The sequence below is a fragment of the Photobacterium sp. J15 genome, from assembly GCF_963870815.1.
Lineage (GTDB): Bacteria > Pseudomonadota > Gammaproteobacteria > Enterobacterales > Vibrionaceae > Photobacterium > Photobacterium marinum.
The window spans coordinates 2,468,540-2,482,451 of record NZ_CAWMUI010000001.1 but is presented as its reverse complement, the minus strand read 5'-3'; the positions used below and the strand labels follow the sequence as shown (position 1 = coordinate 2,482,451).

At 45.3% G+C, this 13,912-nt stretch carries 9 protein-coding genes; 5 read left to right on the top strand and 4 right to left on the bottom strand.

Annotation, left to right across the window (positions count from 1 at the left end):
* Nucleotides 1–7: 7 nt before the first annotated feature.
* Genes AACQ93_RS11210 through AACQ93_RS11200 form a run of 3 tightly spaced genes read left to right on the top strand, consistent with a single transcriptional unit; the run spans nt 8 to nt 3,572 of the window.
* Entirely contained in the window at nt 8–2,209 is a 2,202-nt protein-coding gene (locus AACQ93_RS11210; RefSeq protein WP_064605038.1) for a xanthine dehydrogenase family protein molybdopterin-binding subunit, read from the top strand.
* Entirely contained in the window at nt 2,209–2,679 is a 471-nt protein-coding gene (locus tag AACQ93_RS11205) for a (2Fe-2S)-binding protein (protein WP_007467006.1), read from the top strand. Before AACQ93_RS11210 ends, AACQ93_RS11205 begins: the two co-directional genes overlap by 1 nt.
* A complete protein-coding gene (locus AACQ93_RS11200) occupies nt 2,673–3,572 on the top strand; it encodes an FAD binding domain-containing protein (protein WP_064605036.1) in 900 nt (299 codons plus the stop codon). Before AACQ93_RS11205 ends, AACQ93_RS11200 begins: the two co-directional genes overlap by 7 nt.
* Before the next feature lie 77 nt (nt 3,573–3,649).
* Here AACQ93_RS11200 and AACQ93_RS11195 read toward each other — a convergent pair whose 3' ends face one another.
* The 3 genes from AACQ93_RS11195 to AACQ93_RS11185 all read right to left on the bottom strand — a co-directional run bounded on the left by AACQ93_RS11195 (nt 3,650) and on the right by AACQ93_RS11185 (nt 9,112).
* Nucleotides 3,650–4,897, bottom strand: coding sequence for a DEAD/DEAH box helicase (locus tag AACQ93_RS11195; protein ID WP_064605028.1), 1,248 nt, complete (start codon nt 4,895–4,897; stop codon nt 3,650–3,652).
* A 184-nt stretch (nt 4,898–5,081) separates the two neighbouring features.
* Nucleotides 5,082–7,154, bottom strand: coding sequence for an Ig-like domain-containing protein (locus tag AACQ93_RS11190; RefSeq protein ID WP_064605026.1), 2,073 nt, complete (start codon nt 7,152–7,154; stop codon nt 5,082–5,084).
* Between the two features lie 98 nt (nt 7,155–7,252).
* Complete coding sequence (locus tag AACQ93_RS11185; protein WP_064605024.1) at nt 7,253–9,112, bottom strand: Ig-like domain-containing protein; 1,860 nt, start codon at nt 9,110–9,112, stop codon at nt 7,253–7,255.
* 721 nt (nt 9,113–9,833) lie between these two features.
* On the opposite strand from AACQ93_RS11185, the gene AACQ93_RS11180 reads away from it, so the two are divergent.
* Nucleotides 9,834–10,253, top strand: a complete 420-nt coding sequence (locus AACQ93_RS11180; protein WP_064605022.1) for a hypothetical protein — start codon at nt 9,834–9,836, stop codon at nt 10,251–10,253.
* A 184-nt stretch (nt 10,254–10,437) separates the two neighbouring features.
* On the opposite strand, the gene AACQ93_RS11175 is transcribed toward AACQ93_RS11180, so the two are convergent.
* Nucleotides 10,438–11,625 carry a dicarboxylate/amino acid:cation symporter gene (locus AACQ93_RS11175; RefSeq protein ID WP_064605020.1) on the bottom strand — a complete coding sequence of 396 codons (1,188 nt, stop codon included), beginning with the start codon at nt 11,623–11,625 and terminating at the stop codon, nt 10,438–10,440.
* Between the two features lie 809 nt (nt 11,626–12,434).
* Here AACQ93_RS11175 and AACQ93_RS11170 point away from each other — a divergent pair.
* Complete coding sequence (locus AACQ93_RS11170) at nt 12,435–13,853, top strand: alanine/glycine:cation symporter family protein (protein WP_064605018.1); 1,419 nt, start codon at nt 12,435–12,437, stop codon at nt 13,851–13,853.
* Nucleotides 13,854–13,912: the final 59 nt, after the last annotated feature.

Sequence of the window (13,912 nt, the reverse complement as noted above, 5' to 3'; positions counted from 1 at the left end):
TCCCGTTATGGATACGGTTAATACTCGATTCAAGTGGCAAGAAGCCACAGGTGAAGCTAAGTATATTGCCGACCGCCATTACGAGGGACTGTTAGAAGGGCGGTTCTACCGCTCTTCTTGCCCCAGAGGCGTAATTAAATCGGTTGAAATCCCGGAACTGCCAGAAGGCTATCATATCTTCGGTGCCAAGGATGTTCCGGGTCAGAACGTACTGCCTATCGTCGAAATCGACTGGCCTGCATTTGCAGATAATGAAGTGCGTTTTGTCGGTCAGGTGATCTTCCTTGTGGTAGGTCCGGATCCTGATGTTCTCGAACAACTGCTCGGTCAGATTCACGTTGACTATGAGCCACTCACTCCCGCTTACACCATTGCCGAGTCAAAAGCCCTGGTTGATGGTGCCATTCATGCTGACGATAATATTCTCGATCACCATTCGCTAGAAAAAGGCGATATCGAAGCCGGTTTTGCGAAAGCCGTGACCATCATTGAAGATACCTGCTCTACGGGTTATCAGGAGCATATCTACCTGGAAACACAGGGATGCGTCGGTTATCCGAAAGACGGCAAGATCGTAATTGAAGGCTCGATGCAGTGTCCTTGGTATGTCCACCACTGTATGGCGGTGGTGCTTGGTCATGACCATGTTCGCGCTATACAGTGTCCGACCGGTGGTGGTTTCGGCGGTAAGGAAGACTACCCGGATGTACTGGCAGGACCGCTGGCTGTCGCTGTAGAGCGACTGCAAAAGCCGATTCGTATCGTGCTTGAGCGTAGCGAAGACATCATGTTCACGTCAAAGCGTCACCCGGTTGAGTTCCACTATAAAACCGGTATTGATGCCGACGGCAACATTGTGGCGATGGACGTGAAGTTTGATGTTAACTCCGGCGCTTATCTCAGCTTGTCCGGTATTGTGCTGCAACGCTCGATTACCACTGCAACCAATGTCTACGATATTCCGAATGTCCGTGTAGAAGGCCACGCCTGGACGACTAACACTGTTCCTACCGGTGCGTTCAGGGGCTTTGGTTCCCCGCAAAACTGTTACTGCATGGAAAACCATATGACGCATGTCGCCAAGCAGCTTGGCGAGGAGCCTGCGGCCTTTAAAATGCGTCATTTCCTGAAATCTGATTCGAAATCACTGACCGGTGCTGATATTTTCGGCGATCTGGTATTGGATCAGATGATAGAAAAAATTCTGTCTATGTCAGACTACAACACCAAGACGGCACTTTATGCTTTCCAGCCAGGTTCTGATGAGCACTGTACAGGCAGCGGTAAACGTCGCGGTATTGGCTTCTCTGCCTTCCAGCACGGCTGTGGTTTTGCCGGGGATTTGGAAGATACTCTGGTGAAAGCGAGAGTTGGTCTTAACAAACTGGCTGACGGTACTGTTCAGATTCTTGCGTCCAACACTGATATCGGCCAGGGCCTGACCCTGACATTCCGCAAAATTGTTGCCGATACTCTGAACAGACCGCTGGATACTATTCAGCTTGCTGTGCCGGATACCGGAGTGGTACCGGATTCAGGTCCGACCGTTGCGTCTCGATCAATTCTGATCGTCGGCTATCTGCTGGAAAAAGCAGCCCAGAAGTTGCAATTGAACTGGAAAGAAGGCGAACCTCAGGAGATCGAAGAGGTGTACCGCAAGCCAGACTATCACGTCTGGGATCAGACTACCTACCAGGGCAACGCCTATCAGGCGACCAGCTACGGCATGAATGTGGTTGAAGTTGAGGTGGATATGGCCACCGGTGAAACTGAGATCCTCGGTGCCTGGGGTGTGTTTGACATCGGCAGGGCGATTGATCCTGTCGTGTTCAGAGGCCAGATCGACGGCGGTATGGTTCAGGCGCTGGGTTACGGCAGCTGTGAAAAAATGGAAATGACCCGGGATGGTGTTTTTGCCCAGAAGACCATGGCTGATTATGTGATCCCAACATCGCTCGATGTACCGACTATCGACAGTGATTATGTCGACAACCCGTATCCGTTTGGCCCTAACGGGGCAAAAGGTGGCGGTGAGCTGACTCACAACGGTGGTGCCGCTGCGTTTGCTGCCGCGGTTGAAGCGGCGATTGGTAAAACAATGTCATCCATTCCGGTAACGCCGGAACGTATCTGCCAGAAGCTGTACGGTGAAGAGCCGGAACAGACAGTAAGAAAAGTGAAAGCACCAAGGGCCGGAGGTAATGCCTGATGAAGATCGAATTCTTTTTGAATAACGAACTGGTTGAGGTAGATGCCGACCCGATGCAGTCACTTCTGAATACTTTGCGTGGTGATCTCAACAAAACTGCGACAAAGGAAGGTTGTGGCGAAGGTGAGTGTGGTGCTTGTTCTGTACTGTTCAATGGCAAGCTGGTTAACTCTTGCATGATGCCGATTGCTCAGGCTGAAGGTGCGCAGGTAATGACACTTGAAGGCCTGCGCCAGACGGAAAAAGGCCAGTGCGTCATTGACGCTCTGCTTGAAGCCAAAGGGGTGCAGTGCGGATTCTGTACACCGGGTATGGTGCTGGCACTGTATGCTTTGCTGGAAACCAATGCCAGACCGACCGAGCAGGAAATCCGTACTGCAATTTCCGGTAACCTGTGCCGCTGCACCGGCTACGGCATGATTGTCGAGGCAGCCCGGATTGCCGCGGAAAAAGGAGAGGGATTATGGTAGAGGTTTATCGCCCCGAAACTTTGGAGCAGGCGCTGGATAAGCTGGCTGTCGGAGAACATACCCTGTTCTCCGGCGGCACCGACCTGATGGTCAGGCATAGTGTCAGGCCGGGGATGAGCCCGACTTTTGACCGCGATGTGGTGTTCGTTGATGCAATTGATGAGCTAAAGCACATTACTGAAGCGGAGATTGAGCCGGAAGGCGAGGGCGCGCCTGACTGTGCACTGTTTATCGGTGCCGGAGTGACCCTGAGTGAAATTGAAAGTCATCCATTGGTTCCGGATGTGTTGCGTCAGGGCGTCGCCAAGATTGCCGCACCGGCTCTGAGAAACCGGGCCACTATGGCTGGGAATATCTGTAATGCCTCTCCGGCGGCTGATTCGCTGCCTGCACTGTACCTTCTGAACGCTCGCGTTGTGCTGTCGTCGCTCAAAGGCCAGCGTGAAATGGCTCTGGAAGATTTCATTATGGCACCGGGGCTGACTCAGTTACGTGCCGATGAAATGCTTACTCATGTGGTGATTCCAAAGCAGGACCTGCCAGAGAGTTTCTACCACAAAGTCGGTACGCGTGCTGCTAATGCGTTGACCAAAGTGTCTGTGGCCGGTCTGGCTAGAGTGGTAAAAGGTCGTACAGGTAAAGGCAAGCTGGTGGACTGGCGTGTAGCTTTCGGAGCCGTCGGCCCGACAGTCGTACGTAGTCGCGAACTGGAATCACTGCTTGTCGGTCAGCCGACAGAAAAGCTGACGAAGCCGCGTTTCGTTGATGAAGTGGTGGGTATGTACAGCGAGATCATTCGCCCGATTGATGACCAACGCTCAACTGCCGATTACCGTCATCAGGCATCAATTAATTTGCTGCGTCGCTGGCTTAGCCAGTTAAGCATGCAATAGCTTTATCGTATCCTCTTGTTTCTTTTAAATATCTTTTTGGTTTGGGGGCTGTTTAGCCCCCGTTTTTATATCGGCAATTAGCGTTTATCTTGAGGGCGCTTATTGGCGTTATTTTTTGAGTTTCGGTTATTGCGATTACCGTTGTTGCGCTTACTCTTAGGCACATAGTTCAGGATCGAAACGGGAACTTCTTTCCTTGGCGCAAAACCTTCAATTTCCTTACGGGTGATCAGGTGACCAAGGCGGCTTTCGATTGCACAAAGGTTTTTGAAATCATCTTTTGATACGAACGAAATCGCTTCACCGGAGGCACCGGCACGACCGGTACGGCCAATTCGGTGAACATAGTCGTCAGCTGGGTAAGGCAGGTCGTAGTTAATCACTCGGCTCAGGTTTTCGATATCAATACCGCGGGCTGCTACACCAGTTGCAACAAGCAAGTTAAGCTTGCCAGATTTAAAGTCTTCCAATAGTTGAGCGCGAACAGCCTGGCTACGGCCACTGTGGAAAGATTCCGCTTTAATACCACGTTTTTCCAGCTGGCTGACCAGCTTAGCTGCACCATGCTTGGTTTCGATAAAGATCAGTGCCTGATCCCACTGATTTTCTTTGATCAGGTGGCTCAGCAGCGAAGATTTCTTATCTTTATCGACTGTGATCAACCATTGATCAATTTGAGGCTTAGCTTTGCTGTCTGGTGTGATTGAAACTTCAACCGGGTTATAGATAGCCGTTTTTGCTAACGCGCGAACTTGTTTTGACAGCGTTGCTGAGAACAGCAGGTTCTGGCGATCTTCCGGTAAGCGCTCAATGATTTTGTTGATGTCTTCGATAAAGCCCATGTCGAGCATTCGGTCGGCTTCATCAAGAACCAGCATTTCTACTTCTTCAAAATGAACTGCGCGCTGGGTGTACATATCCAGCAGACGTCCCGGCGTAGCAACCAGAATATCAACACCTTCAATTAGCTTTTGTTTTTGTTGCTTCGCGTCAACACCGCCGTACATTGCCAGAGAAGTCAGGTTCAGGTGCTTGCTGTATTTCGCAATATTATCTTCAACCTGAACAGCCAGTTCACGTGTAGGTGCAAGAATAAGCGCGCGAATACGTTTCTTTCGCTGAGTTTGACCTTCACGAAGCATTTCTAAAATTGGCAATACAAAGCTGGCGGTTTTACCTGTACCAGTTTGTGCTGCTGCGATCAGGTTTTTGCCTGTTAGCGCAACAGGAATTGCCTTCTCTTGAATTGGAGTCGGGGCTTTATAGCCAAGTTCATTTACAGCTTTTATGATTGGAGCGCTTAATCCAAGTTTGGAGAACGGCATGTAGAGTCTCAGGTTGGTAATGATACAAAACTGTTATAGCCGACGGCGATAACAGAAGTAAGGTGGCGGATTCTATCACGATGGGAGCGAGAGGGGCAGTGGCTGTGATGCGGGATATTTAGCAATAACCACCCACCTGAGTAGGTGGTTATTATATCTTTAGGTGTTGTCGACACAACGAACACTAATTGGAAACAGAGACACAAGAGACAGATATAGAAAAGTCAGGGCTGATATCTCCGATAATGTTTCCGACACCTGTGTTCAGATCTGCATATAAGTACCCGAAACGCCCTTTAGTAGCAGACCAGTATGATTCAGCTGGCCAGCCAAAACGTTCATACATACTTAGATTGTTTTCATTATCATATTCAAACAGTGCTGACAGTTCTTTTAGGGTTGGCCGCCTCCAGTCAGAGTGGTTTGCGAACGTTATTGCTGAAAGCTTCTGACACCAGCGATCAAACTGACCATTAGTCCCTGGTACTTCATCGGTTCGCCAACCAGGTGGAGCTACCATTTGACCATCCTGGCGGAAGAGGGCGAACGTACCTGCTGGCCCGTACTCCTCTCTTTTTTCAACCCAGGCTCTGGCATAAGTATCGCCACTGTTGTATTTACCGTCGTTTATTGTATACCCCAACCCGTTCACCACAGCTAAAGAAGGGCTGCTGGTAAACCATTTTACCTTTCCATCGGTGGTATCGTTGATTTCCCTTATCTTCAAACAGTTGCCTGTGGCATTGGTTTTATCACTGTCATTGATACCGCCGCCGAGAGAACGGTCAAAAGGCTTACCGCTAATATTTCCACAAACAGTGACACTAACGAGGGGATCTGTAACGGTGACGTTAACGCTATTACTGTAAATGTCATCAAGTTGGGCGGTAATGATGGAGGCTCCTGCTTCCAGTCCAGTGATAACACCTTCCGAGGTTACTGTCGCGACGGACGTATCATCCGCAGACCATGATACGTCAGATGTGATATCGGCAGTGGTTTGATCGCTGTAAGTAGCCATCGCATTAAGTGGAAGTGCAGTACCTTTTATGAGGGTTGGTGCTTCCGGCGTAACATCAATACTGATAACTTCAGCATTGGTGACTGCTACTGCGACATTGCTGCGAAGTGTATCCCGGCTTGCCGTGACTTCGGTGTTACCAATACCCACTCCAGTCAATAATCCAGTCGTTGAAATGGTCGCTGTACTGGTATCCATTGATGACCAAGTAATTAAATGACTGATATCAGCTATGCTGTCATCGCTGTACTTAGCAACAGCGGAAAGCTGTATTGTGTTGCCTTTAGCAACTGAAAACGCCTCCGGCCTAATATGAATCGTTTTGATTGTCGCATCAGTTACGCTGACATCTACATCATTACTTGTTATGTCTGATAGGCTTGCGCTGACTTTAGTGTTTCCCGGTTTTAATCCGGTTACAAGCCCCGTATTTGAAACAGACATAATTGCTGAATCTTCTGTAGACCACGACACCACATTACTCACATTCTCGGTTCTTGAGTCACTGTACGTTGCCAGAACGCTAAGCTGGGATGTATTGTTTTTTGCCAAAGATAACGATAAAGGTGTTATCTGTATACTGACAATCGCTGCATCATTCACCTCGACGAGGACTCGATTGCTGATCATTCCGTTGATACTGGCATGTACCTCTGTTGCCCCAGTAGACTGGCTTGATAAAAATCCAGATGATGAAATAGTTACAATGGCACTGTCTTCCGAAACCCAAGATACTTGGTCACTGATATCAGCGGTTGTAGCATCACTGTAGGTAGCTGTAGCCGTAAGCTTTTGCCCGTTACCGACATGAATGCTTGCTACTGCTGGAGTCACGTGAAGACTTGTCATAACAGCATCGGTCACTTCTACATCCAAATCATTACTGACGATATCCCCCTGCTGGGCAGTAACCGTCGCCACTCCAATGTCGGATCCGACAACTGAATCGCTGAGAAAATTAATAACTGACTGGTTACTGGAAAACCAATTTACATCTTCGCTAATGTTTTTATGTGAACCATCATTAAAGTAACCGATTGCCGTTAGTTTTTGATGATTACCTTTTGCTAGCTTTAAGGAGCTCGCCCCTTTTGTCGTTATTATTGTCGGGGTTATTTGTATGCTGACGAGTTTTTTATCATTCTTTTCAGGTGAACCACCGGAATTACATCCGGCTACTATTGCCATAAAGGCAAGAAAAAGCAGCCATTTGGCTCCTTTCAAAACACCATTCATTATGGGGATTCTCTAATTTTATGTTTAGGTGATAATTTTGTTGGGGGGAGGGATTTCTGCAATAAAACCCCATCCATGGGGTTTTTATGTTGGTAAAGTTACTGAACGTTTAGTAAGAACACATTCACTTTACCTGTTGATTCTTCCTGAATATAACCGACAGCATGCTCACCATTTTCACCAAAGAAATGAGCATGCAGCACGCCATGCCATGAGTTATCAGCACTATATAAAACCTTAGATACTAATTCGCCACCATTGTAAGAAGTATCAGAGCTACACTTACGAGATGTGTATCCATCTATCTGACAAGATGGATTATTTGCATCCAGGTTGATGGTGATGTTACCAACTTTAGGGTTATCATCCTCTGCCACACGAGTGTAAAAAATCTTACCTTTGTAAGTTTTGTTTACCTGAGCTGTGTTAGGAATAGAGTAACCGGAGAAAAATGTTATATATCTGCTGTCATCGTAATAATGTTCAGGACTGATACGATAAACGCTGGCATATCCGGCAAAACCAATAACATTACCTTTCTCATCTTTTTGAATGAAAAAGTCATGGCCTGTATCTTCTGCTTGGATGTACTCCTGAACGCTCATAACAGATAGATCAATATGATCGCCTTTGTATCTCAGCTTGATGTCATCAGGCTCTGCGATAAGACCATTCTGTTCTACCTCTTTTATCGTATGATCGCTGTGACGCTGCTTAATAATGCTTGTGTAAAAGCTGATAGGCGCATCTTTAACATTTACTTCAATACCAGCAGTAATATTGTTAAGTGATGCATTAACCCGGGCATTACCTATTTCGATTCCGTGTATTACACCTGAATTGTTTACAGTAACTATGTTCTCATTAGTGCTTGACCATATGACATTTGTAGAGATATCTCTTTCAGAAGAGTCACTGAAAACGCCCGTCGAAGTTAACTGTAATTCACGACCTTTAGCTAAGCTAATTGGTTCATCTGATGAAGGTACCACCTTGATATCAGCTAAAGTGACATCATTTACTGTCACAGCAAATGGTTTACTTTCAATACCATTATATTGAGCTGAAATAGATGTTGTTCCCTCACTGATGCCTGTTATGGTTCCCGAGTTAGTTATTGTTGCAATAGTTGTGTCTTCACTCGACCAAGTTACGTCACTCAATAACTCTTGTTGACTCTCATCACTGAAGATTCCGGTAACAGTCATTGATTGCGTGAAGCCAACAGGAATGTTCTGCGGATCGTCCATCTTAGCGGAAAGCAGAAGTTCAGTTACAACTGCATCCGTTACAGTTACTTCTATGGGATTACTGGTTGCACCATTAAATTGAGCTGTGATTAATGCGGTGCCTGTGTTAATTCCGGTCAGCACACCAGATTGGCTAATCATCGCGATTGAAGAATCATTGCAAGACCAGATGGTATTGTTTAACAGTTCCTGTTCGGAGTTATCACTGAATGTTGCAGTTGCGATCATTGACAGTGCAACACCTTTTGGTAGTGCGCTTAAGTCACCTGATTTTGCTTTAATCTGCACTCCGGTCAACACTGCATCAGTAACGGTTAGTTCAACAGCATTACTTTCAATACCATTATATTGTGCGATGATTGTTGTTACGCCTTCTTTTATCCCTTTTGCAGTACCTTTATCATCCATTGCTGTTACTGAATTATCGGAGCTGCTCCAATCAACTTTGTGTGATATATCAAGTTTGGAATCATCGTCATAATATGCAGTAGCAGTAAATTGCAAAGAAGATTGGAATGAAATTTGGGAGGCAGAACTACCACTGATACTCGGATGTGATATTTTTATCGATGTAATTACTTTCTGATTTAAAGATGTTGTCGTTTGTTCATGGTTGTTTCCACTTACAGTTGATTGTGTGGTTTCTGACGATGAACCTCCGTTACAACCAAATATAATTAATGAGCATAAAACGATAATTTTACGCAAGCAAAACCTCCTTACATAGTTAATCACTCTTGAATGACTTTATGGCCTGACCGATTATTAAAATAACAAGCAAGCTTGGTGGAAAGAGTCATAATTGACCGAAGCGCAATTAAGCATTGTTTTTATTCTTTTTGCAAATGAGTGATTGTTTATTATTTGCTCTGTCGATTGTTTTGAGCGTAAATAAGTGTTTTTTGTATGTATATTTCAAATGTTTTGACCTCGAAGCATTTTGTTGCTTCTCTGATCTTCTTTAATGGATTTTCTTGTTAATGAAAATGTGATTTAACGAGTATTTAACCCAGACTATGCGTACAGACACTCTATTTGGAACAATGGTCACTGGTTGAAAACTGTTCGGTGAATCGACTGAATAATTAAACCTCGAAACATATTGGTTGGTTTATGCTCAGCTTGTTATGTGGATTACTTTAAATAATAAGAATAATTACAGCAAAAACGCGAACAGTGTTTCTACGATTGTTCATTAATTTGTGTTTTGAATTTGATCGTTTTGGTTTAATTGTCTGCCATGGTTGGATTCGTTGGTTAATCTACAAGCTTAATATTGTGACTGAGATCTAACTTTGCCAGAACGAAAAGTGGCTTTCTGATATCGTTTGTTTGTCGGTTACTAGTGGTTGTGGCTGACGATTACACAGTACTGTGAATCGATAAAGGATGATATGTACTGGTTTCATGGAGAACGAGGAGAGCGGTTATGCGAGCGAAATTTCTGAAAACATTGTTAGTTCCGGTGTTTGTGACCGCTCTGGCGGCCTGCTCTTCTAACCCGGTTATATACCATACTGAAGAACTCAGTCGGGATTATACCTATCTTGATATTAGCCAGAATGGCTCTTCATATATTGTTCAATCTCAGGTTGGCGGCGAACACCAAAGTATCTATAAAATTCTCGGATTTAAAGGTGAGCGTTTTACCATTTCGATTGAATCTCTTGATGGCGAGGCGATGCATTCTTTGGATGGTGACGGCTTTCGTGTCTTCAACTATTACTCGGATGAAGAGAAAAACATACGGGTAGAGGAGGTTGAAGTTACAACAATGGATACCTGGGTTACTTTTTCTCTCTATGCCCACCCTCAGGCAGAGTATAAATTGACTGTAACTAAGTTATAAATGAAAACTCGACAATTACAGGAAAGCTAATCAAGTGAAGATGAGAACTGTAGAGTCACTGAGGGGAATAATGTTTTCGGGTTATATCGAAAGCATTATATAACGGAAAATTCAGGTTAATTAAAAACGTCCGGCTATTCATAATGAATGGTCGGACGTTTTTTTCTATTGGTTTTATTAAGCGTTACGCTGTTTCTTCGGCAAGAATAAGATCTTCTGCTGCTTCATCTTTCTCAGAAGACATCTTATCGATCATCAGGGCAATCACACCGTCACCGGTTACGTTACAGGCAGTACCAAAGCTATCCTGAGCCAAGTGAAGCACGATTTGCAGGGCAATCATTTCTTCTGTGAAGCCCAGCATTGAACCCAGTAGGCCGACTGAAGCCATTACTGCACCGCCCGGTGCACCCGGTGCAGCTACCATTGTTACACCCAGCATGGCGATAAACGGTAGTGCTTCAAGCAGGCTTGGAACCGGGCCGGCGCCAGTCATGATGATTACTGCCACAGCAACGCTGGTGATACTGATTACTGAGCCTGACATGTGGATGTTGGCACACAGTGGCACAACAAAGTTAGCAATAGTGTTTGAAACGCCGTTACGTTTGGTCTGTTGTAGCGTAACTGGAATCGTAGCCGCAGAAGACATGGTGCCAACAGCAGTAAGATAAGCTGGCATCATAGTGCGCAGGATTTTCAGCGGAGACTGTTGCTGCACGATACCTGCGGTAATGAACTGGAAAGTCAGCCATACCCAGTGCATAGCGATAACTGCCAGCAGAACCAGGCTAAATGTTTGTAGTGTCGCGAATACTGTGCCTTTTACTGTCATGTCGGCAAACACGGCTGCAATGTAGAAAGGCAGAGATGGAATGATCACTTTGTTCAGAAACAGTTCGATGATGTCGCAGCCCTGGTTGCTGAATCGTCTCAGATCTTCTGAGCCTGTGTTCGATATACCTAGGCCGAAAACGAAGGCAATGGTCAGCGCCGTCATAATGCTCATTAGCGGCGGGATCTTAAGTTCAAGGAACGGAGTCAGCACTGTTTTAGCTTCTGGCAGGGCACCTGCGCCGCTTAATAGTGTTGGATACAAAGTTTCCGCAACAGTGAAGGCCAGAAGACCAGCGCCCAGCGTTGATAAGTAAGATAAACCGACGGTTTTACCCAGTAGTTTTCCTGAGTTCTTAGGCAGATTTGCGATTCCGCTGGTTACATAAAATAGAATCAGCAGAGGAATGGTAAACTTAATTAACTGGCTAACTAGTAATTTAATAGTAATTAAAAATTGAATTAATACGTCAGGAGCAAACATCCCCATTAGTATGCCAAAAAGAATTCCGGCGGCTAATTTAATAATTAAGTTCATTATATTCCCTCAAACTTGTTGTATATTCGTTTGTCTGAAATCAGCAGATTTCTGCAAAAAACACCCGTCCCGGCCTCATATTGAATTCAGGCAGGCTTAAAATTTCAGCGTTCTGGCTGTCGTAATTAATTGCACGCAAAAAGGCGTACTAAAAAACATGTTGTGATTTGCTAAATAAAGTGAATTTGATTCAGTGATTAGATGACTGAGTTTCCTTCTTTATCTTTTAGTTAAACAGGTTGCATAAATTGTGAAGTGTCAGTTTACTCTGATCATCGGTAAAAGAATTCTCGGCATAAACCTTTGGCACCAAAATGAATTTCCCTTCCGGGGAAGTCAAAATAGGTTGTTACACGATTAATGCAACAAAAAATGCCAATATCATACAATTGAAGGGTGGTGGCTGAATATTTTCTAATTTAGTGGCTTTAAAGTGAATAAATTCCATGGTGCGAGTGAATTGCATACAAAGAGTGTGTGATTTTTAGTTTATAAAGAACTTAATTCCGTGAAGGTATAGGTTGGACGTTTTTGAACAATTTGTTTGTTTATTAATAAGTCTGATGGTCTGGTCGTCTCAGAATGTGACGACTGATCGAGCAGTGAGCGACTATACTTCTCACCAACTATCGACTCAGGACTAGCTGGCTGTTTTTGTGAGCACTTCAGGGCAAATCACAAGGTGCTAGTTAGCACAGAGGCTGGAAATATACGTCTGTTTCAGCCCATGCCGCCTATGACTTACACATATAAGATTGTGGTGGAGTAGGTATTCACTCTACGGTTCAAAAGAAATATAAGGGGTAGAGATGGAATTGCTAGAAAGTTTCTTTGGCTTAATTGGTGATCTCACCTGGGGATGGGCATTGATACCATTTCTGGTTGTTTTAGGTCTTTTCTTCACTCTCGTCACAGGATTTGTTCAGTTTACCTTCTTCGGGCGTATGTTCCGGGTTCTGTTAAACAAAAACCAAACCGCTGCCAAAGATGCTATTTCTGGCCGAGAAGCGCTTTTGCTGTCCGTTGGTGGGCGTGTCGGTGGCGGTAATATTGCTGGTGTGGCTGTCGCGATTACGCTTGGTGGGCCGGGAGCAGTTTTCTGGATGTGGGCAATTGCTCTGGTTGGTATGGCGACCAGTCTGGTGGAATGCTCTCTTGCCCAGTTATTTAAACGAAGAGAAGATGACGGATTTCGTGGTGGTCCGGCTCGAACCATCATTCATGGCTTGGGTAATGATTTCAGATGGTTGGCATATCTCTACACCGTGTGCTTGATTGCCTCTTTTGCTATCGGCTTTAATGCGTTTCAGGGAAATACTGTAGCAGGTGCAGCTCAGGACAGCATGGGTATTGATCGTCTTTGGACTGGTGTTGCTCTGGCTGTGGGTACCGGAATTATTATTTACGGTGGTATTAAACGTATTGCTAAAGCGGCTGATGTTATCGTTCCGATTATGGCGATTGGTTATGTAGCCATGGCGATAATTATAATTCTGCTCAACATTACTGAAATCCCGGCTGTTATCGGGATGATTATTTCGAACGCGTTTGGTTGGGAAGAAGCCGTTGGTGGCGGTATGGGGGCGGCAATGGCGCAAGGCCTGCGCCGTGGTCTGTTTTCTAACGAGGCTGGTTTGGGCTCGGCTCCGAACGTAGCGGCAACAGCAGATGTTACTCACCCAATCAGCCAGGGAATTACTCAATCACTCTCAGTATTTATTGATACTATTTTGATTTGTAGTTGTACGGCTTTCATCATTTTACTTGGTGATGTGTATGTTCCGGGAGCTGAAGATATTGATGGTGTTGTACTGACTCAGCAATCGTTGGTTTCTCATGTTGGCGACTGGGCTCAGTATTTCCTGACGGTCGCTATTCTGCTCTTTTCAATCAGTTCGATTATCTATAACTACTATTTGGGGGAGAACGCCCTTACGTTTATGACCCACAGTAAGATCTCACTGCATACACTTCGGATTATCGTGATTGGGATTGTTTTTCTCGGTGCTGTCGCCCCTCGTGCAACAGCAGTATTTTTCTTCTCGGATCCTATGATGGGGGTACTGGCTATTGTAAACCTGTTGGCCTTACTGATGCTGTTCCCGACACTGATTAGGCTTCTTAAGGACTACAAGAAGAAGCTGAAAGAAGGGGCAGAGCATCCGGTATTCAATCCAGATGAGTTCCCTGATTTAGACATAGATCATGAAGCATGGAAATCAAAATAAAAGCCACTTCATCGGAAGGAAGTTTCTAACTAGGAATGGTCACGATAGATGAATACTTG

Coding starts and splice junctions, on each gene's coding strand:
- AACQ93_RS11190 (WP_064605026.1), bottom strand. CDS start 7,154: ATGAATGGTGTTTTGAAAGGAGCCAAATGGCTGCTTTTTCTTGCCTTT.
- AACQ93_RS11195 (WP_064605028.1), bottom strand. CDS start 4,897: ATGCCGTTCTCCAAACTTGGATTAAGCGCTCCAATCATAAAAGCTGTA.
- AACQ93_RS11210 (WP_064605038.1), top strand. CDS start 8: ATGGATACGGTTAATACTCGATTCAAGTGGCAAGAAGCCACAGGTGAA.
- AACQ93_RS11205 (WP_007467006.1), top strand. CDS start 2,209: ATGAAGATCGAATTCTTTTTGAATAACGAACTGGTTGAGGTAGATGCC.
- AACQ93_RS11200 (WP_064605036.1), top strand. CDS start 2,673: ATGGTAGAGGTTTATCGCCCCGAAACTTTGGAGCAGGCGCTGGATAAG.
- AACQ93_RS11175 (WP_064605020.1), bottom strand. CDS start 11,625: ATGAACTTAATTATTAAATTAGCCGCCGGAATTCTTTTTGGCATACTA.
- AACQ93_RS11170 (WP_064605018.1), top strand. CDS start 12,435: ATGGAATTGCTAGAAAGTTTCTTTGGCTTAATTGGTGATCTCACCTGG.
- AACQ93_RS11180 (WP_064605022.1), top strand. CDS start 9,834: ATGCGAGCGAAATTTCTGAAAACATTGTTAGTTCCGGTGTTTGTGACC.